The sequence below is a fragment of the Patiriisocius sp. 208BN25-11 genome (genome assembly GCF_058147145.1).
This window is the reverse complement of sequence record NZ_JBYVJY010000002.1, coordinates 324,140-345,507: the sequence shown is the minus strand read 5'-3', so window position 1 is coordinate 345,507 and position 21,368 is coordinate 324,140. Positions and strand designations below refer to the sequence as shown.

General features: G+C 33.2%; 15 protein-coding genes. 2 read left to right on the top strand and 13 right to left on the bottom strand.

Going from position 1 to position 21,368, the window contains the following annotated elements; translation table 11 throughout:
• Positions 1 to 20 precede the first annotated feature (20 nt).
• The 8 genes from ACY2RS_RS04435 to mnmE form a co-directional block, all read right to left on the bottom strand.
• Positions 21 to 3,440 carry a leucine-rich repeat protein gene (locus tag ACY2RS_RS04435; RefSeq protein WP_490097405.1) on the bottom strand — a complete coding sequence of 1,140 codons (3,420 nt, stop codon included), beginning with the start codon at positions 3,438 to 3,440 and terminating at the stop codon, positions 21 to 23.
• Positions 3,441 to 3,465: 25 nt separating this feature from the next.
• Positions 3,466 to 3,678, bottom strand: a complete 213-nt coding sequence (locus ACY2RS_RS04430) for a hypothetical protein (protein WP_490097404.1) — start codon at positions 3,676 to 3,678, stop codon at positions 3,466 to 3,468.
• A 143-nt stretch (positions 3,679 to 3,821) separates the two neighbouring features.
• On the bottom strand, positions 3,822 to 4,559 hold the full coding sequence (locus ACY2RS_RS04425; protein ID WP_490097403.1) for a LytR/AlgR family response regulator transcription factor: 738 nt from the start codon (positions 4,557 to 4,559) through the stop codon (positions 3,822 to 3,824).
• Positions 4,556 to 6,754, bottom strand: coding sequence for a tetratricopeptide repeat protein (locus tag ACY2RS_RS04420; RefSeq protein WP_490097402.1), 2,199 nt, complete (start codon positions 6,752 to 6,754; stop codon positions 4,556 to 4,558). The genes ACY2RS_RS04425 and ACY2RS_RS04420 overlap by 4 nt, the downstream gene beginning before the upstream one ends.
• Positions 6,751 to 8,943 carry a tetratricopeptide repeat protein gene (locus ACY2RS_RS04415; protein ID WP_490097401.1) on the bottom strand — a complete coding sequence of 731 codons (2,193 nt, stop codon included), beginning with the start codon at positions 8,941 to 8,943 and terminating at the stop codon, positions 6,751 to 6,753. The genes ACY2RS_RS04420 and ACY2RS_RS04415 overlap by 4 nt, the downstream gene beginning before the upstream one ends.
• Positions 8,940 to 11,126: a tetratricopeptide repeat-containing sensor histidine kinase gene (locus ACY2RS_RS04410; RefSeq protein ID WP_490097400.1), complete on the bottom strand. Its 2,187-nt coding sequence runs from the start codon at positions 11,124 to 11,126 to the stop codon at positions 8,940 to 8,942. Before ACY2RS_RS04410 ends, ACY2RS_RS04415 begins: the two co-directional genes overlap by 4 nt.
• 226 nt (positions 11,127 to 11,352) lie before the next feature.
• Entirely contained in the window at positions 11,353 to 12,807 is a 1,455-nt protein-coding gene (locus tag ACY2RS_RS04405) for a T9SS type A sorting domain-containing protein (RefSeq protein ID WP_490097399.1), read from the bottom strand.
• A 226-nt stretch (positions 12,808 to 13,033) separates the two neighbouring features.
• Complete coding sequence (mnmE, locus tag ACY2RS_RS04400) at positions 13,034 to 14,464, bottom strand: tRNA uridine-5-carboxymethylaminomethyl(34) synthesis GTPase MnmE (RefSeq protein WP_490097398.1); 1,431 nt, start codon at positions 14,462 to 14,464, stop codon at positions 13,034 to 13,036.
• Positions 14,465 to 14,636: 172 nt separating this feature from the next.
• Between mnmE and ACY2RS_RS04395 the strand changes: the two genes are divergently transcribed.
• A complete protein-coding gene (locus ACY2RS_RS04395; RefSeq protein ID WP_490097397.1) occupies positions 14,637 to 15,065 on the top strand; it encodes a DUF1573 domain-containing protein in 429 nt (142 codons plus the stop codon).
• Between the two features lie 258 nt (positions 15,066 to 15,323).
• A complete protein-coding gene (locus tag ACY2RS_RS04390) occupies positions 15,324 to 15,686 on the top strand; it encodes a DUF4870 domain-containing protein (protein WP_490097396.1) in 363 nt (120 codons plus the stop codon).
• 715 nt (positions 15,687 to 16,401) lie between these two features.
• Here ACY2RS_RS04390 and dnaN read toward each other — a convergent pair.
• The 5 genes from dnaN to ACY2RS_RS04365 form a co-directional block, all read right to left on the bottom strand.
• Positions 16,402 to 17,520 carry a DNA polymerase III subunit beta gene (gene dnaN / locus ACY2RS_RS04385; protein WP_490097395.1) on the bottom strand — a complete coding sequence of 373 codons (1,119 nt, stop codon included), beginning with the start codon at positions 17,518 to 17,520 and terminating at the stop codon, positions 16,402 to 16,404.
• Between the two features lie 118 nt (positions 17,521 to 17,638).
• Entirely contained in the window at positions 17,639 to 19,330 is a 1,692-nt protein-coding gene (gene gldG, locus ACY2RS_RS04380) for a gliding motility-associated ABC transporter substrate-binding protein GldG (RefSeq protein ID WP_490097394.1), read from the bottom strand.
• Positions 19,327 to 20,046, bottom strand: coding sequence for a gliding motility-associated ABC transporter permease subunit GldF (gldF, locus tag ACY2RS_RS04375; RefSeq protein WP_490097393.1), 720 nt, complete (start codon positions 20,044 to 20,046; stop codon positions 19,327 to 19,329). The genes gldG and gldF overlap by 4 nt, the downstream gene beginning before the upstream one ends.
• Positions 20,047 to 20,163: 117 nt before the next feature.
• Positions 20,164 to 20,454, bottom strand: coding sequence for a putative quinol monooxygenase (locus ACY2RS_RS04370; protein WP_490097392.1), 291 nt, complete (start codon positions 20,452 to 20,454; stop codon positions 20,164 to 20,166).
• Between the two features lie 28 nt (positions 20,455 to 20,482).
• Positions 20,483 to 21,349, bottom strand: coding sequence for an aldo/keto reductase (locus tag ACY2RS_RS04365; RefSeq protein ID WP_490097391.1), 867 nt, complete (start codon positions 21,347 to 21,349; stop codon positions 20,483 to 20,485).
• Positions 21,350 to 21,368: the final 19 nt, after the last annotated feature.

Genomic DNA, 21,368 nt, shown 5'->3' with positions numbered 1-21,368 from the left:
TAGATAGTTAGCTGAATTTTCTATTTGGCAAACTTTTTAATAAGTGTACCTGTGTTGAAGGTAAGTTCTAAGACATATACGCCATTAGATAGTTCACCAATTGGAATGGTATTTTTGTTACCATTTTTTAGAAGCGCTCCGGAAATACTATACACGGTATAGCTGTTTAGTTTTGAAGGACCATTGGTGATGACTTCTAACATTTCCGAAGAATTTATAATCATCACTTCATTGGCTAATGCATTTGAAGCTGTACTTAAAATGGCATCTTCTGTAACCGAATTGAAATCGGTCCATAGGGCACCAGCATCTGTCACATATACGCCAGTAGTCCCTGGCGGAATATGTAAATCTGTGTTACTGCGATCCCCAAAGGTATCTACTGCTCCTCCTGTGGTAATAGTGGGAGGAACCAAACTTTCAGAATAGACATCTGCTAATAGATTGTTTCCAAAAGCCCGAGCACCAATTGTTGCTACATTTTCTGGAAATCTTATTTGGGTTAACAAATTGTTGTTAAATACATTAGCGCCTATTGTAGTCATACTTTCTGGGAATAGCACCTCAGTCAATTGATTGGTGGCAAAAGCTCCATCTCCAATAACAGTTACATTTGTTGGAATCTCAATATTGGTTAAGAGGTTATTAGAAAATGCTTCTTGTTCAATACTAGTAACACTTGTTGGTATGATAACGGTTGTTAATTCATTGCTGGCAAATGCTTCTTCACTAATAGTTGTTAGATTTTCAGAAAGTACAAGGCTTGTTAAATTATTATCTAGAAATGCGGCGTTCTCTATGCTAGTCACACTATTTGGAATGGTAAGACTTACTAAATTATTACCAATGAAAGCTTCTCCTTCTATGGTAGTTACATTGTTTGGAATTGCAACCGTAGTTAACTCGTTTTCTGCAAAAATACCAGCACTAAGTATGTTAATACCAGTACCTATAGTAACGCTTGTTATGTTAGAAGCAGCAAACGATAACTCTCCAATAGTACTAACACTATTTGGGATGGTTACATTTGTAAAATTGTTTTCTCTAAAAGCCTGACTTCCAATAGTAACAACGCTGTTGGGGATGGTAACATTTGTTAAGCCTTTATCTCGAAATGCATCATCACCAATACTAGTTACACTAAATGTAATTCCATTAAGAAGAACTGTAGCAGGTATATCTACTATTGTACCACCAGCGATATCATAGTCTATAGCTTCTACAGTACTATCGATATCTTCTGGAGAGGTTACTTCATAGGTAATAAAATCATCCACAAAAGTGTCACCCACTTCTATTAGTTCAGTAACACTATTAAAACCAGTCCATAATGCTCCTGGATTGGTAACATATGCATCAGTAGTTCCAAATGGTATTGTTAAGTCGATACTACTGCGGTCTCCAAACGTAGTTGTAGCAATCGTTGGCGGGGTTATAGCTTCTGAAGTAACCGTATTTAATGGGTTATCAAGAAATGCTTCACTGCTAATGTTTGTAACACTCTCTGGAATTACAATATTGGTGAGCATATTATTTCTAAACGCTTCATCTACAATAGATGTAACGCTGTTTGGAATACTAATACTTGTGAGTTGATTGTCTTTAAAAGCTGAATCAGCAATAGTTGTGATAGTATTTGGTAATGTAACACTTGTTAATTGATTGAAAGAAAAAGCACCAGCATCTAGCGATATAACACTATTTGGAATAGTTATACCGGTTAGTTGGTTTTGAGAAAATGCTCCAATACCAATACTTGTTAGATTATTTGATAAAGTAACATTTGTTAGTTGGTTTTGACCAAAAGCCCTTACTCCAACTGTAGTTACATTATTAGGAATTACAAGTGTTGTTAGCGTATTATCTTCAAACGCTCTGTCTTCTATACTAATTATAGTGGTAGGTATCGATATACTGGAAAGTAGATTTTCTCTAAATACAGCTGCGGGTATATTTGTTATACTACTTGGAATTGTAACACTAGATAACATATTAATTGCAAATGCGCCAGCTCCTATATTAGTAACACTATTTGGAATTGAAATTGTTGTTAATTGATTGTCTAAGAATGCATCTATTCCAATACTTGTTACACTATTAGGAATGGTTACACTTGTTAAATCTTTTTCAGAAAAGGATTCTTCACCAATAGCAGTAACACTATACGTTAAACCATTATTTACTACAGTTGCTGGAATAGTAACAACTGAACCCCCATTGATAGTGTCATAATCAATAATTTGAACTGTATTATTGGTAGTAGAGGTTATTTCATAGGTTATAAAATTTTGAGTAAAATTTAAATTTTCTGTTGTAGTATTAAAACCAGTCCATTGTGCTGCTGTGTATGCCGCAGTAGTGCCTAACGGGATAGTTAAATCAATAGTACTACGATTATTACTAAAAGAGTCAAAATTACTGCCTGGTACAGTATTTATTGTAGGAGGTGCTATTGCTAGGGAAGTAACATTTGTTAATGGGTTAGCCGCAAATGCGCCAGCTCCTATAGTTGTTACATTCTCTGGAATTGTAATACTAGTAATTTGGTTGATAAAAAATGCACTCTCTCCAATACTCTCAAGGCTATTAGGTAAAGTCACACTGGTAATATCATTTTGGACAAAAGCATCATTACCAATAGTTTCTATACTGTTTCCTAAAATAACAGTAGTGATGTCATTAGAATTAAAAGCATTTTGGCCGATACTAATAACATTGTCTGGAATTGTAATACTTGTTAGTTGATTGTTTAAAAAAGCTGAACTACCTATACTCGTTACACTAGCAGGGATTGTAATAGTTGTTAATTGATTTCCAGAAAAAACACCCTGCTCAATAGTTGTCAGGCTATTAGGTAGTGTGACACTAGTTAGTTGATTAGAACCAAAAGCATTGCCCCCAATACTTGTAATATTATTTGGAATTGTGATATTTGTTAGTTGATTAAGTGCAAAAGTTCCTCCTCCAATACTAGTAATATTGTTAGAAATTGTGATACTTGCAAGTTGATTGTTAGCAAATACGCCATTACCAAGAGATGTAACACTATTAGGAATAACAATACTTGTTAATTGATTATTAGCAAAAGAATCTCCTTCAATAGTACTAACACTATTTGGGATACTTACTGAAGTTAATTGGTTTGTTAAAAAAGCAGAATTACCAATAGTTGTAACAGTATTAGGAATTGTAACGCTTATTAATTGTTTGTTTCCAAAACTACCTGCTCCAATTTCTACAACTGTGTAAGTGGTTCCATTATTGGATACTGCATTTGGAATAGTAACAATATTCCCGCCAGTACTATTATAACTTGTAGTTTTAACTGTATTGTTAGTACTAGATATTACTTGATAGGTTATAAAATTATCTGTAAATGTTTGTGATTGTCCAATTGATGTTACCAAAAGAACAAATAGAATAAGTAGGTTTCTTTTCATGATGTTGTTTTTTAAAGTTGTTGATTTATTCTTCTTCGTAGTTTCCAAAAAAGAAATACAGGGCTCCGCCGCCTACAATGAGTAGCGCACGTATAATCCATCCCATGGTACTTCCCCAAAGGTCCACCCATGCTAGTAATCTAATGTTGTAATTAAAAATTGAGAGGAGTATCGATATAATACCCATGGCTCCAAGTACAAGTCCTGCTTGTCCTATTTTTGATTTAATGTTTTCCATACTGTTATATTTTGTTGAAATAAAAGTATGTAGGAAGTATGTAGGAAAAAATAGGGAATCTATTTCCGTAGTGGTAGAATAAATATCTGTATTACTTGACTAAGTATACGTGAAAGCGGTGGTTTTTGACTAAAAGTATAAACTTACACCTTATTCCATTGTAGGAATTTCGATAAAAAAGATTCTTTCTTTCTGGAAGAAACAGGGATTTTTTTATTGTTTTTCAAGTAAATAACACCCGATTTGTCATACCTGTCTATGTATTTTAGGTTTACAATAAACGATTGGTGCGGCCGCACGCAATTTCCACTAGTAAGTCGTTCTTCAAATTCTTTTAGTGTCTTTGAAACGAGATGTTTTTTACCATCAGAGCAGTAAAACGTTGTATAGCCTTTATCTGATTCGCAATACAATAATTCATCAAGATCAATGACTTGAAAACTATCTTGTAAGGAAAGAATAAGTTTATTGTCGTTTTTATTCCAAACTTGCTTTGCAGTTTGTATTTGCTTTTTTTGTTCTGAAATATTCAAGGCACTTACTTTTTCAAGTGCTATTTGAAGTTCTTCAATATCTACGGGTTTTAATAAATAGTCTACAGCACCAAACTTAAGGGCTTTTAAAGCAAATTCTTCGTAGGCTGTTATGAAAATGACTTTGAATTCTAAATGTTCTGTTTGATCCAAAAAATCGAAGGCAGTACCATCTAATAGATTTATATCAAGAAAAATGAGTTCTGGTTTGCATGCATTGGTGACAATGACAGCTTCTTTAACAGATTCACATTCACCTATAACTTCAACTTCAAAGTTGATAAGCTGTAGCAAGTTTAGTAAGCCTTTTCTAATATATTCTTTGTCTTCTACGAGTATTGCCTTCATGATGCTGTATTCATTTTGTATGGAATCACAAGTGTCACTATAGTACCTTGTTCATTGTTTTGATTTCGATCTTCAATAACTAAAGATCCTTTCATTTTAAAATCTTTTGATAGAATTTGTAAACGCTCTGATGTAATAGTTGTTGCTAAAGAGTTTTTGTCTCTAGAGTTTGTTTTTTTCTTTGCATGAATCCCTACACCGTTATCTGTAATAGTACACACTAAATTTTCATTTTTGAATTGTACCACTACATCTATTTGTTTAGTGCCCTTTTGATTTTCAAAGGCATGTTCAATAGCATTTTCTGCAAAGGGTTGAATAAGCATAGGTGGTATTTCTATGGCATTCGTATCGATGGTATCTTGAATATTTATACTGTAATTATAACTATTATTTTCTAGGTTTTGTAGGGATAAATAGTTTTCAACTGCTTTTATTTCTTGTACTAAAGGAACCACTTTATCTCTTGAGTTTTCTAAAATAATACGCAGTAACTTTGAGAATTTTGAAAGATAAGAGATCGATTTTTTATCTTCTTGATTTAAAATCATTCCTTGCAAAACAGATAATGAGTTAAATATAAAATGGGGTGTCATTTGAGATCGTAACAAACGTTGCTCGGTCTTAATATTTTGGTTAGTTACTTTAATGTTTTTAAATTTTTGAGAAAAGATAATGCTTCCTAAGACTATAGATACCAATAAAAATCCAATAATTGCCCAAAGATAATTTCGCTTTGAGTTTTCTAAATCTTGCGACGTTGTTTTTACCGTTTTGGTAAGTTTAAGTTCTCTAATTTTTGCAGAGTCTAAGGCTTGCTTGTATTTGTATTCATATTCTAATTGTGCTAATTTTTCAATATTTTTTTTATTAAAAACACTATCGTTAAAATTTTTAAATTTTTGATGACTAGACAAAGCATTTTTATAATCACCTAGGCCTTCATAGACTACTGAGAGAATTTGGTTTGCTTCTTTTTGGTAGTTTAAATTTTCTAGTGTATTTGAAATTTTTTTGCTTTCAAGCGCATTAGTTAAAGATCTTTGATATTGTTTTTGTTTTAAATAAACTTTGGCCAATCCAAGGTAAGAAACACATAAACCTAATTTGAATTGAGATTCAATGTTCTCTTTTTTAGCATTTTCAAAATACACTTTTGAAAGCTTTGTATTATTCATGAGTAAGTAAACTTCTCCAATATTGTTTAAAGAAGTAGTTACGTATAGATTGTTATTTATTTCTTCGCTAGTTTTCAACCCCTTCTTTAGGAATTTTAAAGCAGTTGGGTAGTTTTTCTTTTTTTTATATGCTAATCCTAGATTATTTAATAACCTAATGGTATTTGCTTTATCATCAAATGTCTCTTGAATTTTCAATGCTTTTTCATAATATATAATTGCCTTGTCAAAATCCCCTGTTAATTTATATACGACACCTACATTACCATAGGCGGCAAGAAATCCTATTGTGTCTCTAAGTTTTTCTTTTATTACTAAAGCTTCTTTAAAAAATTTTAGGGCTAGTGGATAGTTTCCTTGTTCACCATATATACTTCCAATATTATTAAGATAATCAGATGTTTTTTCTTCATCATTAATGTCATAACCTAAATCAACGGCATTTTTATAATATTTTAATGCTTCAGAATAACTGCCTAGGTTAGCATACGCATTTCCAAGTAAATTATATATTTCGCATTTTTTACTTTTATTTCCAATCTTTTCATAGAGTCTATTAGCTTCTTTATAATTAGTTATTGCAGATTTCGAATCACCTTGATTATAATGTAAAATACCTTTGTATTCATTACTTTGCGCGACACCTAATTTGTTATTATTTTTTTTGTATAGCTGAAGCGCCTTTTGCATAAATAGTAAGCTTTGATCAAAATTTAGTTGGGATTCTTCTAATTTTCCAAGAATTAATAAACTTTGTGCTTTTCCGTTTGTAAAGTTTATAGAATCAGCTATAGTTTGTGATTCTTGAATATATGCTTTGCTTTTTGAATTATCTTCTTTGTAGTATGTATACGCAAGCTTATTCAAAAGATTAACTCTTGTGGTATCTTTTATTGTATGTAAAGACAACTCATTCTTTAAGCTGTCAATAGCTGTTTGTTGTCCGTAACTGGTTGACATTAATAAAAACATTAAAACGAATACTAAAAAAATAAAAGGATTTTTTATAGTTTTCATGAAGCTAGGTTTAGTTTATAAGGAATTATAATAGTCACAACTGTACCTTGTTCATTTTCTTTTTTGCGATCTTCAATACTAATAGCTCCCTTCATATTAAAGTCTTTAGAAAGAATTTTTAATCGCTCTGATGTAATAGTTGTTGCTAAAGAGTTTTTGTCTCTAGAGTTTGTTTTTTTCTTTGCATGAATCCCTACACCGTTATCTGTAATAGTACACACTAAATTTTCATTTTTGAATTGTACCACTACATCTATTTGTTTAGTGCCCTTTTGATTTTCAAAGGCATGTTCAATAGCATTCTCTGCAAAGGGTTGAATAAGCATAGGTGGTATTTCTATAGCGTTTGTATCGATGGTATCTGGAACATTTATACTATAATTATAACTATTATTTTCTAAATTTTGTAGGGATAAATAGTTTTCAACTGCTTTTATTTCTTGTGCTAAAGGAACTACTTTATCTCTTGAGTTTTCTAAAATAATACGCAGTAACTTTGAGAATTTTGAAAGATAAGAGATCGACTTTTTGTCTTCTTTATTTAAAATCATTCCTTGTAATACAGATAATGAATTAAAGATGAAATGAGGGGTCATTTGAGAACGCAACAAACGTTGTTCTGTGACAATATTTTGATTGGTAACCTTAATGTTTTTAAATTTTTGATAAAATATAATACCTCCAAGGACTATGGATACGAGAAGAAAACCAATAATGGCCCAAAGATAATTACGCTGTGATTTCTCTAAATCATGAGATGTTAATTTTACAGTTTTTGTAAGTTTTAGCTCCCTAATTTTAGCAGAATCTAGTGCTTTCTTGTATTTGTAATCATATTCTAATTGTGTGATTTTCTCGATATTTTTTTTGTTAAGCAAACTATCATCTATTTTTTTTAATATTTTATGACTGGCCAGGGCTTTTTTGAATTGTTTCTTATTTTTATATATTTCTGTAAGTAATTGATTAATATCACTTTGGTGTACTAAAATGTTTAGTTTGTTTGCTATTTCTTCACCTTTTTGCGCGTTGATTAAAGCTTTTGTGTAATTTTTCTGTTTGTTGTACAAAAAAGCTGTCACAAAATAATAGTTGTATAATCCAGATGGTTGATTAATTTTTGTATGAATTTCCTTGGCTTTATCATAATAGCTAAAAGCCTCAGTATGGTTGTTTAGTTTTTCATACACCTGTCCTATATTCATAAAATATTTGGCTATATTATAGTTATCATTAATTTCTTGACTTATTATTAGTGCTTCTTTATAATATTTTAGGGCTGCCTCAAAGTCTTCCTTTTTTCTGTAAATATTTCCTAAATTATTTAGCGCCATTGAAACATTTCTTTTGCTTCCAATCTTCCTTTGTATCGTCAATGATCTATTATAATTTATAATTGCCTCATCATATCTCTCGTAAAATCTATAAATATTTCCTAAATTATTTAGAACTTTGGATATTCCAATCGTGTCTTTTATTTCCTCAGAAATCTCTAATGAAGTTTTGTAATACTCTAGAGCTAAAGGGTAATTTCCTTTGATTTTAAAAATAGTACCAATGTTTAGATAGCAATTTGATATTTCTATTTCGTTATTATTTTGTTTGTTTATTATAATGGCTTTGTTGAAGAATTCTTTGGCTTTTTCATAGTTACCCATATCAGAATAGCAAAATCCTATGTATTTTAAACTCATTCCTGTTGTACTGAAATCATCTATGCTTTCATCAATAGCTATAGATTTTTTGTAATTTGTTATAGCATTTTCAAAATCACTATTATAAAAATAGGCGAGTCCGATTTTTCCATAACAGTTTGACACTTCTTTTTCTGAACCTATTTTTTGAAATTCTACAATTGCTTCTTTATAATGAGTAATCGCTTTTTTGTAGTTAGACGATTTTGAAGCTACAACTCCTTTTATATACAAATTTTTTGCTAGCCCTTTTGTATACCCTATATTTCTTGATATTGATGCTGATTCTTCAAGGTAATTAGCTGTTTTTTTTGGATCTAATGAGTAAGATGCAGATGCTACTTTATTTAATAAATTAACACGTATGGAGTCATGTTCAGAATGGTGCTGTAACACATTTTTTAAACTATCTATTTTTTTGTTTTGTGATTTCACAGATACAGTAAAAAATAAAAAGAATCCTAAGAAAATTAAAGTGCTATCAAATTTTCTCATGATGCTATATTTAATTTATATGGTATTATAAGTGTCACTAATGTACCTAACTCATTGTTTTGATTTCGATCTTCAATAGTTAATGAACCTTTCATTTTAAAGTCTTTAGATAGTATTTGTAAACGTTCTGATGTAATAGTTGTTGCTAATGAATTTTTGTCCTTCTTGATTTTTTTATTTTTAGCATTAATTCCTACGCCATTATCTGTTATAGTGCATACTAATTTTTCATTTTCGAACTGTATACAAACATCTATTTGTTTATTCTCCTTTTGATTTTCAAAGGCATGTTCAATTGCATTTTCTGCAAAGGGTTGAATAAGCATAGGCGGAATTTCTATGGCATTCGTATCCATATTATCCTGAACATGTATACTATAATTATAACTGTTATTTTCTAAATTTTGTAAGGATAAATAGTTTTCAACGGCCTTTATTTCTTGAGATAAAGGGACTACTTTGTCTCTAGAATTTTCTAAAATAATACGCAGTAACTTTGAGAATTTTGAAAGGTACGAGACCGATTTTTTATCTTCTTTGTTTAATATCATTCCTTGTAAAACGGATAATGAATTAAAAATAAAATGAGGTGTCATTTGTGAACGCAATAAACGTTGTTCAGTCACAATATTTTGGTTAGATACTTTGATGTTTTTAAATTTTTGATAAAAAATAATTGTTCCTAAGAGTATGGATACTAGAAGAAAACCAATAATAGCCCAAAGATAATTACGTTGGGATTTTTCTAAATCCTGGGATGTTAATTTTACTGTTTTTGTAAGTCTTAGTTCTCTTATTTTTGCAGAATCGAGCTCTTGTTTGTATTTATAGTCATACTCAAGTTGAGCTATTTTTTCAATATTTTTTCTATTAAAAATACTGTCGTTAAATTTTTTAAATTCTTCATGAGCATCTAAAGCGTTTTTGTAGTCACCTTCTTCGAAGTATAGTGTTGCAAGAGTTTCTGATACTATTTTTTGTTGTTTTAAAAGTTTTAATTCATCTGCTATTTTTTTTCCTTCCTGTGCATGGTATAGAGCTTTTGAGTTTCTTTTTGTTGAAAGAAATGCTTTTGCCAACCCTAAGTGCATATGACATTTATATAACTTGTTATTTGTAGAAACACTTAATTCAAGACCAGTTTGATAATGCTGTATTGCTTTTTTCGGGTTTTGCATCGAAGATGATAATTCTCCTAATTGAAAATGTGCTGCACAAAGTTCTTCTGTATTATTAATATCTTCACTAATATGCAATGACCTTGTCATGTAATCTAATGCTTTTGGGAAATCTTTTAAGTCTGAGTAAACAGCACCAATATTAATTAAACAAGAAGCAATTTGTACTTTATTATTTAAATTTGAATAAAGTACAAGAGATTCTTCCATATATTCAAGTGCTTTTTCATAGTCATTCAGTTCATAATATACAGCACTCATATTGTATAATGCCTGAGCTATTCCTCTGGGATTGTTTTTTATTTTATAATAGCTTAAGCCTTTATTAAAATATTCTAGCGCTTCTCTATACCTACCTTGATTAAGACATATAACTCCTATATTATTTAAGAAGCTTATGTCCTTTTTGCCTTGTTGTTCCTTTATTGTATTGGATTTTTTTAAATATTGAATTGCTGCATCAAAATTTCCTTGTTTATAATGATACATACCAAAATTATTTAATGCTCTAGATTCAAGCGATTTATCTCCGACTCTAACACTATTTTTTATTACTTGTTCACAGAGCTCCAAAGAAGTTTCTATATCATTATTTCTATAGAGTATTTCTGCCAAGTATAATTTAGATGATCCTATCCCTTTGTGATCCTTTATATTTTCATATAAATCAATAGACGCACGAATTGAGTTCTCTGCTTCATTCATTTCAGATTTTATAAAATGAACCTTACTAATTCTAGAAAGACTTGCTGCTTGACCTTTCGTGTATCCAATTTTTTTTGCTAATTCGTTTGCTTCTTGTGCATTACTATAAGACTCGCTTGTGTCAAAATCTTCATATAGTAGAGCGATTCTATTTAATAAATTGACACGTGTTGTATCTTGTTTAGAATGCTGTTGTAAGACATTTTTTAAACTGTCTATTTTTTTGTTTTGCGCTTCTATGTTTAGAACAAAAGAAAAACATATAAGTAAGAAAATATTGATTTTAGCGCGAATGTTCATTTTAGAACGATAACTAGTTAAATGGTGGGGCGTAGTGATTTTATAAAAATTTCAATTTGTTGGAAAAATCTAAAAATAAACATTTCTTGTACAACTGTACATAAACATTCTTTATTTGATATGTCTCAATCCATATATGGTAGAGGTGAAGCAATATATGCAAAAACAAAAAGGCCATTAGCTACTAGTAGCTAATGGCCTTTTTGTTTGAAGTAGTAAGGTTTTTCTACTTTTTTATAAGTAACTTTTTAACTTGATAGCTGTCATTTGTTTTAAGATGTACTAGGTACGTTCCATTAGCCAGTGATACTTCTAGTTGTGTGCTATTTCCTTGTACTATAGAAGTTTGAACTAGTTTTCCAAGCGAAGAATAGATATTCACTACCATTTTTTCATTATTTTTTGTTGTAATGTTTAACACATTTTGAGCTGGGTTTGGATATAAAACAAACTCCTCGCTTGTAGTATCTCCAATACCTAATTCTATTTCGGTAATATTTTTGTACATAAAAGTACCTCTAACTGGGTTTCCAGTAGTTGTACCTCCTAAGACAAGATCTAAGGTAGTATCTCCATCAATATCTCCTACAGCGTGATGCGATAAATAAGCTCCTATTATTTCTTGAGCTAGAATAAAGTTATTATTTCCTTCATTTTGATAGATACTACCCAAAATGGTATTTTCTCCATTAGGACCCGATAGCCCTCCATTTCCAGTACCAATAACAAAAGCATCTAAGTCTCCATCGTTGTCAAAATCATTAAAAGAAGCTTCTCCAAATGCTGCATCATTAAATAGGGTATTATTTAGTAATTCAAAATTCCCAGATCCATTATTAATATATAATTGCGTATCAATTTCATCTATGTCAGCGTTTACACCACAGAGTAGCACATCAAAATCACCGTCATTATCGGTATCGCCAACTGCAATATCGCCTCCGCTAAAAATACCTAATCCAGTATTTGTAACCAAGCTAAAATTTCCTAAACCATCATTTTCATAAAGATTAAGTTTTGCATTAGCGTTTGTGTCTTCTCCAGTAAAAATAAGATCATTGTCTTCATCATTATCAAAATCTATGAACCTAAATCTGCCCGCTAATCCATCGAATATTGGAGCATTAATAGATGTAAATACACCTTCACCGTTATTGGTGTATATTTTGGTTATTTGGTTTGAAGCGTTATTAAATCCACTAATAATTAAGTCGCTATCACCATCATTATCAATGTCTCCAAACTCGGCACCTTCACCTCTTAAAGGCTCAATAGTCGAATTTGTTGCTAAAGTGAATGATCCAGTTCCATCATTTACATATATGCTAGAGGCATTTGATCCTCCCTGGGTTTGCCCTAGCATAAAAATGTCAATATCACCATCATTATCTATATCATTTGTGATTATTTCTGTAAAAAACAGTCCGGTAAAAACGCCAGCATTGGTCTCAGTAAAGTTTCCTTCGCCATCGTTTCTGTAGAGTGTTGTTAAGGTCGAACCATTGCGTCCAGCAATAATCAAATCGTTATCGCCGTCATTATCAATATCAAAAAATTGACTATCTCCTCCATCAGATCCTTGGATGTCTGGTGTGGATAGATAGAGTTCCATTTCAATAGTTTGGGCCGTTAAAGTAAAGACCGATGCAAGAAGCATCATCGTTAACCTTGTTTTTTTCATAATCTAGATTTAAATGAGCAATGTTTTTAGTAAATGTAGGTGTATTTAATAAAGATGATGTCACGCCTAGTAGTGAAATATATGCGTTGACACATAAGGTTCTGATAATCAAAATATTGAAAATTATTTTGTTTTCTGATTTATAAAATAATTTTATATCTATGATTTTATTTTATTAGATAATTATGAGTAAAATACACGGGTTGGTATTTTACTTTTGAATCACTTACTTTCCGATACAGAAATTTGCGAAGATATTTCCCAATAAATCATCGTTGGTAATTTCTCCAGTAATCTCTCCAAAATAATACAGGGCTTGTCGAATATCAATGGCCATGAGGTCGCCACTCAAGCCAGCATCAATGCCTTCTTGTACTTTGTTTATTTCTTCAAGTGCTTTTAATAGGGCATCGTAATGACGTGTGTTGGTTACAATGGTCTCGTTGTTTCTAAGTGCTCCTGTATTGACAAAATCGAGTAGGGTAGTCTTGAGCGTTTCAACACCTTCACCCGTTTTAGCAGAAAGTAATTGGAGATTGTTGATTGCTGATTGAAGATTTTTAGTCTCTTCATTGTTTAGTTGATCTACCTTATTGGCAATTACAATCAACTGTTTTTGTGGATATTTATTCTTAATTTTTTGAATTTCTATTAAGATTGATGAATGTTCTCCCCTTTCAGGGGGAGATGTCCGCAGGACAGAGGGGGTCGAACCCTCTAACGAACTCGCATCAAATAAATAAATAACCACCTGCGCTTGTTCTATTTTTTCAAAGGTTTTTTTAATGCCTAGTCCCTCAATGGTATCTGTGGTTTCGCGAATTCCCGCCGTATCAATAAAACGGAAACCTATCCCGCCAATGTTTATTTCATCTTCAATAGTGTCTCTTGTGGTTCCAGCAATGTCACTTACAATGGCGCGTTCTTCGTTTAGTAAGGCATTGAGTAGGGTAGACTTACCTACATTAGGCTCTCCTACAATGGCAACAGGAATTCCATTTTTTAAAACATTCCCCGTTGCAAACGAATCGATCAAACGCTTCAAAACCAGGGAGATTTTAGTAATTAATTTTTGAAACTCTTCACGATTGGCAAATTCAACATCTTCTTCGGCAAAGTCTAATTCGAGTTCTATGAGCGATGCAAAATTGAGTAACTCAGCTCTGAGTTTGGAAATTTCAGAAGAAAACCCACCACGCATTTGTTGTATGGCTAATTGATGACTCGCTTCACTATCACTAGCAATAAGATCTGCAACTGCTTCTGCCTGACTTAAATCCATTTTACCCTGCAAGAAAGCACGAAGGGTAAACTCTCCCGCTGTAGCCATTCTTGCGCCAGTTCTTAGGCACAATTGAATAATTTCTTGCTGAATAAAAGCACTTCCATGACATGAAAATTCAACTACATCCTCACCCGTATAGCTATTTGGGTTTTTAAAAAGAGTAGCCAATACTTCATCAATTACACGACTTCCGTCTTTAATGTGTCCTAAATGCACCGTATGTGTTTTTTGAGCTGACAACACCTTACCAGAAACCGAATGAAAAATTTGTGAAGCAATGTTAATAGCTTCTTGACCAGATAGGCGTATTACAGCAATGGCGCCAGCTCCAGAAGGAGTAGCTAAGGCAACAATAGTGTCTTGATGTGTCATATGTTTTTCTTCTTTCTACGGAAATGTGATGCAAAAATACACATTAGGAACGTAGTGTGCTGCTAAGTTTTCTTTTAAATCAAACAGGGACTAGTACTTTATTCAACCCTTTGTTTCTATGCTACTCTGTTCTTTAGGGTGATGTTTGTGTCTCACTTTAAAAACAATCATTATGAATTTAAAAACAACTCGTTCGACACTTTTAGGGATCCTTTGTATCTCTTTTATGCTATTTTCTACCTTTCCAATGCTAGGTCAAGGTGAATCTGTAAGCGCAGTTGGAACCATCCAATTTGAACAAGCTACAATTGATTATGGAACTGTGGCCTATGCATCAAAAGGTGAAAAAACTTTTAGTTTTATGAATACGGGTACAGCACCAGTTATTATTACTGATGTTAAAACAAGTTGCGGCTGTACTGTGGCAAAGAAGCCCAACAAACCTGTGATGCCTGGAGAGACTTCAAAAATCACAGTATCTTATGATACGAAGCGAGTAGGTGGTTTTTCAAAGAGAATCACAGTTTTCTCAAATGCAGAGCAGCCTAAGCAAGTCCTTACTATCAAAGGAAAGGTTCTGCCAAAAGAGGCTAGTAAATAAAATTGTTAGCTATTTTGTATTTTAATGTAGCCATGATCCCTTTAGGGTCTGGGAAACATAGCTATATTAAAATATGAAAGTAGAGTATTGTCTTTGTAACATTTTTATGTAGATTGCTACTAATAGGGTAGATTTGCAGTATGACACAAAAGCCAGAACATAACAACCCAGTACTAAAGAGTTTGCTCATTTTTATTGGAGTAGCCATTGTAGCATATGTGCTTACAACACTTATTATTAAATCTCTAGCCTAACCTCATGGAATTTTTAAACGCAACACACAAAAGAAAAGACACCAATTTATTGGTCGTAACCCACCTATGTCAATTATTAACCTTTGTAACAGGTTTTGGTGGTTTAGTAGTGCCTCTAATTTTATGGGCGACACAGCGCGATAAAGTGGAAGGAATGGATGTACACGGAAAGCAAATTGTGAATTTTCAATTAAGCATTATTTTGTTGAGTATTATCAGTATACCACTCATACTTTTATTAGGTTTTGGAATTTTGCTTTTAATTTTAATCGGGATCGCAAGCTTTATACTACCTATTGTCAATGCAATCAAAGCAAATAACGAAGAGCCACCAATAGAGTTTTTAACGATACGGTTTATTAAATAAGACGAATAGAATACATCTTAAAAAAACCTCCCAAGATTCAATTGAATCTTGGGAGGTTTTTTTTCGCCTAATACATAACGTAGTTTATGAGTTTATGAGTTTATGAGTTTAGGTGTTTATGAGTTTAAAAGGATACTACTGTTTTCCAAAATCAAAAAATCTAAAGTTCCAGAGGGGCAGAGGAACAAAGGAACAAAGGAACAAAGTTTTAAAGAGTTTGGTAACTACACAATTTTTTATTTTTGCCTACAGCCTACAGCCTACAGCCTACAGCCTACAGCCTACAGCCTACAGCCTACAGCCTACAGCCTACAGCCTACAGCCTAATACCTAATGTAGTTTATGAGTGTAGGAGGTCAATACCAATTTGTATAAATTCCATGCTCCATGCTCTAAATATCTATCTAATTTTTAAAACAACCCCCTAACCACCTTCAAAGGGGGAATTACTATAATGCTGTAATAACAAATTTATCGTCATGAATTTTTATTTTCCCCGCCCTTCCGCGTGTCGCAGGAGCTTTAGCGGAGGTGCAAAAGGGTGTGAATATTCACTAAATTAATAAAAAACCATCCTTTAGTCCCGATGCTTCGGGAGGGGAAAAGTTTTTGCTTAGATTTTTACCACTAACTGAGAAATCGCTCTTCAAAGAGGGAATACAGTTTCGATTTCGACTTCGACTTCAGTTTCGATTTCTCCCGAAGCTTCGGGATCCTAGCTATTTAACATCACAGGCATCACAAGCATGGTTACCAATTCGCCTTCGTCTAATCCATCTACGGGAGTTAAAATCCCTGCGCGATTTGGTAAACTCATTTCTAGTGATACATCATCACTAGTAAGGTTGTTTAACATTTCAGTTAAAAAACGAGAGTTAAAACCAATTTGCATGTCGTCTCCTTGGTAATCACAAGTCAAACGCTCTTCTGCTTTGTTACTGTAATCAATATCTTCTGCTGAAATATTAAGCTCCGCACCAGCGATTTTTAATCGTATTTGATGCGTTGTTTTGTTAGAGAAAATAGACACACGACGTACTGAGTTTAAAAACTGGTTGCGATCGATGCTTAGTTTATTCGGATTCTCTTTTGGGATTACCGCTTCATAGTTAGGATATTTTCCATCAATTAAACGACAAATTAAAACCGTTTGGTCAAACGTAAATTTTGCGTTGCTATCATTGTACTCAATCGTTACTTCGTCTTCGCTACCTGCCAAAATACTCTTCAAAAGATTTAAAGGTTTTTTAGGCATGATAAACTCAGCGGTTTGCGAAGCAGCCACATCATTACGGGTATACTTTACTAATTTATGTGCATCTGTCGCTACAAAAGTCAACCCTTCTGTAGAAAACTGGAAAAACACACCACTCATCACCGGACGAAGATCATCGTTTCCAGATGCGAAAATCGTTTTGCTAATGGCTGTTGCCAAAATATCTCCTTGCAATACCGTTGCAGATGGATCTTTTAATTCAACTGCGCTAGGAAATTCATCACCAGAAGCATAAGCAAGGGCATACTTACCGTGATTAGAACTTATTTCTACAGTGCTGTTATCTTCTATGGTAAACGTTAGTGGTTGTTCTGGAAACGTTTTCAAAGTATCTAATAACAAACGCGCAGGAATACAAACAATTCCTTTTTCGCTACTTTCTACTTCTAAATTAGATGAAATAGTCGTTTCTAAATCTGAAGCAGAAACAGTTAAGGAATTCCCGTCCAAATCGAACAAGAAATTATCTAAAATAGGTAGTGTATTGTTATTATTAATAATACCGCCAAGCACTTGCAATTGCTTGAGTAAATAGGAACTAGATACAATGAATTTCATGTAATGTATTTTCTAGAGGTTATAAATATTGAAATTGTAGCTATCCACAATTGGTTAGCAGACACTACCTACAAATATATCTCAAATGTAGCATACTACAACACGAACTTATTAACACTTAGCCTTGGTATTTTTTCTTGCGGAAATATGTAAAAATAAATCCAAAAATAGCCAGCGCTATCAATGGAAGTACTAAATGCAATCCTTGCCAAAGGCTGCGCGATGCTTGTACCTTTTGCGAATCTAAAAATGGAATGGCAATTTTCTTGGTACGGATGTTTATAAGTCCGGTATCGTCTAGAAGGTAATTTACGGTATTCAATAAAAAGTCGTTATTTCCAAACATGGTTTGTGTCATTTTATCAAAACCTGTTGGAAGCGGTCTGCCCTTATCAAACTGATTCCTTATAATATCACCATCACTTACAATCACCATTTTAGTAGCAATGCTTTCATCTTTTGCAATGCCTGCTTCGGAAATTTTAAAGGGTTTTACCCTGTTTTTGAGTCCCGAAGTAAAGCGACCCTCCAACAATACGGCCATGGGCAATTCTCCAGCCGAAAATTCTTGGGGATTCGGACCTTCATTCACTACTTTTAAATTGTATGGAATGGCAGCATCAAAGTCTATTTCATGCGGTGTTGTTTCGGCAGCGGTGATAGGAGAAGAGCTTAGTAATATAGTTTTCTCAACATCAGTTTCTAACAATTCAATGGGTGATGTATATTCAAATTTAACCCCTTCAATATTGGTTACAATAGGATGTCCGTTTGCACTGGATGATAACGGATAATAAAACCAAGGGTACTGGTTGTATTGCGAATCATTTTCTGTGCCTTGGGCTAACACAATAGGAGCACTGTAAAGGTCTCTAATAACGGTGGGTTGTATTCTCACACCGTATTTAAAAAACAAATCGCTAAGTCCTAAATCGTTGGCAACTAAGTAATTATTTCCGGTGTTAGGATCTATTTTTTGGTCTAGGGCATCTATGAGCCATAGCGAAGCACCACCATTCATGATGTATTGATCTAATACATACTTTTCTTTATCTGTAAAGGCTTCAGTAGGTTTTGCAATTACTAACAAGTCGTAAGTCAGTAATTGTTTCAAAGTGCGCTCTGGGTCCTTTGCTACAGAATCTAAGATAAAAGGGGCAATGCCATAATAATCTCTCGTTGTTTTTAAAAAGCTTGCAATCTGTTTGTCCTCTAGTTCTCCATTTCCTTTTAAGAAGGCAATGGTTTTAGATTTTGGAGTTGCCAATTGTTTGAAACCATCTGCAAAAGCATATTCTAGATTCTGAATCGAATTGGTAACTCGTTCTTGTGAGGTAGCACCTAAAGTATTTTTAAGTAGAGGGATTTTTACAGATTTCCCATTGTAATAGGCCAAAGCCCATGGATAGACACGTTCTACAGATACTTTGCCGTTGTCTCTTACTTCAACTTCGGCAGGAATAATCCCCATTTGGAACAATTGTTTCTGTATGTCGGTTGTATTTTCTTCTCCCGCTAAAGGATTAGAAAAAGAATAGTTAATGTTAGCATTGTATCCAGAAAACTCTTCTAAGAGTTGCTTGGTTTCTATTTTTAATTTTTTGAATTCAGAAGGCAAAGTGCCATCGAGTAAAACTTCTATCACCAAAGGTGCATCTATTGGACCTATGATACTTTTGGTAGCTTTAGAAACCGTGTAACGCTGATCTTGAGTTAGATCAAAGCGCTTGTACAGATAGTTGCTAATTAGGTTTGCGCCAATGACTACTGCAAGGAGGATTCCTATTTTTTTGATGTTTTTTAGATTCATTGTGCGCTTTTAAGTTTTACTACAGTTGCGCCAATAAATAAAAAGGCAATACTTATAAAATAAACAATATCTCTGGTATCAATCACACCCCTTGCAATGCTGTCGAAGTGCTGTTTAAAGCCTATTGAACCGATCAAGGTGTTGCCGTTTAAAATTTCCGATAGGGCATCAAAACTATAATATAAGATAAAGCAAAGCAGCACAGCAATTATAAATGCTACAATTTGATTGCTAGAAAGGGTAGAAGCAAAGATGCCAATAGCCGTATAGGCAGCTACTAAAAAAAGCAACCCTAAGTAAGATCCCAGCGTACTGCCAACATCAAAAGTACCTGCAGGATTCCCTAGCGATGAGATGGTAGCTATATACCCTAGGGTAGGAATAAGTGCAATACAAATTAGAATGAAGGCTCCAAAATATTTACCTAGCACAATGTCTCTAATGGCAATGGGTTTTGTTAGTAACAACTCTAAGGTGCCCATTTTTAATTCGTCACTAAAAGCACGCATAGTGACTGCTGGAATTAAGAATAATAAAATCCAAGGCGCTAAGTCAAAAAACGGCGCAAGGTCTGCAAAACCGCTGTCAAAAATATTAAAATTTCCTTGAAACACCCATAGAAATAATCCGTTGACAACAAGAAATAACCCAATCACCAAATACCCAATAGGGCTGGAGAAGAAGGTATTAATTTCTTTTTTTATGATTGCTAGCATTTTAAATTTGGTCTTTGGTCTTTGGTCTTTGGTCTTTGGTTTTGTCACCCTGAGCCTGTCGGAGGGTCAAAGGGGGAATAAAGTTTACATATTTTAAACATATAAACTCATAAACATTTAAACTTCCTCAGCATCCACACTCCAAGCTGCGGCTTTAGAACGAAACATAGGTTTGGTTGTTGCCCAGACCCCTTTAAAAAGTTCACTATGGCGATAGGTTTCTAAATCACTTTCTTCATTCCACTTGCTGTAGGTGAAGAAAATAGTAGGATCTTTTTTGTCTCTAAACAATTCTAAATGCATACAACCTTCAAAATTGCGAATGCGATGTTTTACCGTTTCAAAATTAGCTAAAAAAGCTGCTACTTTCTCTTCTTTGAATTCCATTTTTACAATACGTGTAAACATTCTTTGTTTCGTCTTAATTAAAAATAGGTTAAGGTACTTTATGACCCAAACTTGCTGTTAACATTAAAAACCAATCCTCTGTTGTTAAAGGAGTTTCTAATGCTTTGTTTGCATTTTTTATACGTTCTTTTGAGGTGGTTCCTATCACTGGACTAATAGCTGCTGGGTGTTTTATGATCCAACTAAAAAGCAAGGTATCCTCTGTAGCATCATATTTTTCTGTTAATGTACTAAGTACGCTTTGTATTCGGGATGTTTGATCTGTATTTTCTTTAAAAAATGAGCCTAAAGGACTCCAACACATGGGCTGTATGTTTTTTTGAAGCATCATGTCTAATGTTCCATCTTGCATAGCTTCATGTTGGGTGAGTGAAAATTCTATTTGATTTGTGGCAATAGGAAGGACATCGGCAAGTAGTGCTACTTGTGAAGGCCTAAAGTTAGAAACGCCAAAATTGATGATTTTTCCACTCTTTTTAAGATGGGTAATTGCTTCGGCAACTTCATCTGGATGTAGTAACGGACTAGGCCTATGCAACAAGAACGTATCTATATAATCAGTTTTTAAATTTCGTAAAGATGTTTCAGCACTCCAAATAATATAGTCCTTATCGTAATTGTAATGTTTGACAGTATTATTTCTTGATGCACCTACATATTGAATTCCGCATTTGGTAATAAGTTGAATGTCTTCTCTAGAAATTGAACTTTCTTTGAGTGCGAGTCCAAATTCTGTTTCGGTAGTATAGTCACCATAAATGTCTGCATGATCAAATGCTGTGTTTCCTTGAGCTACACAAAAGGCAATGAGTTCAGTTTGTTCTTTGGTTGAAAGTTTTTTCCCCCAACTTCCCCAGGACATGCAACCAATGGTGATTTTTGATGTGTTTTTCATGTTGTTGAAAGCAGTACTT

Coding starts and splice junctions, on each gene's coding strand:
- ACY2RS_RS04435 (WP_490097405.1), bottom strand. CDS start 3,440: ATGAAAAGAAACCTACTTATTCTATTTGTTCTTTTGGTAACATCAATT.
- ACY2RS_RS04430 (WP_490097404.1), bottom strand. CDS start 3,678: ATGGAAAACATTAAATCAAAAATAGGACAAGCAGGACTTGTACTTGGA.
- ACY2RS_RS04425 (WP_490097403.1), bottom strand. CDS start 4,559: ATGAAGGCAATACTCGTAGAAGACAAAGAATATATTAGAAAAGGCTTA.
- ACY2RS_RS04420 (WP_490097402.1), bottom strand. CDS start 6,754: ATGAAAACTATAAAAAATCCTTTTATTTTTTTAGTATTCGTTTTAATG.
- ACY2RS_RS04415 (WP_490097401.1), bottom strand. CDS start 8,943: ATGAGAAAATTTGATAGCACTTTAATTTTCTTAGGATTCTTTTTATTT.
- ACY2RS_RS04410 (WP_490097400.1), bottom strand. CDS start 11,126: ATGAACATTCGCGCTAAAATCAATATTTTCTTACTTATATGTTTTTCT.
- ACY2RS_RS04405 (WP_490097399.1), bottom strand. CDS start 12,807: ATGAAAAAAACAAGGTTAACGATGATGCTTCTTGCATCGGTCTTTACT.
- mnmE (WP_490097398.1), bottom strand. CDS start 14,464: ATGACACATCAAGACACTATTGTTGCCTTAGCTACTCCTTCTGGAGCT.
- ACY2RS_RS04395 (WP_490097397.1), top strand. CDS start 14,637: ATGAATTTAAAAACAACTCGTTCGACACTTTTAGGGATCCTTTGTATC.
- ACY2RS_RS04390 (WP_490097396.1), top strand. CDS start 15,324: ATGGAATTTTTAAACGCAACACACAAAAGAAAAGACACCAATTTATTG.
- dnaN (WP_490097395.1), bottom strand. CDS start 17,520: ATGAAATTCATTGTATCTAGTTCCTATTTACTCAAGCAATTGCAAGTG.
- gldG (WP_490097394.1), bottom strand. CDS start 19,330: ATGAATCTAAAAAACATCAAAAAAATAGGAATCCTCCTTGCAGTAGTC.
- gldF (WP_490097393.1), bottom strand. CDS start 20,046: ATGCTAGCAATCATAAAAAAAGAAATTAATACCTTCTTCTCCAGCCCT.
- ACY2RS_RS04370 (WP_490097392.1), bottom strand. CDS start 20,454: ATGTTTACACGTATTGTAAAAATGGAATTCAAAGAAGAGAAAGTAGCA.
- ACY2RS_RS04365 (WP_490097391.1), bottom strand. CDS start 21,349: ATGAAAAACACATCAAAAATCACCATTGGTTGCATGTCCTGGGGAAGT.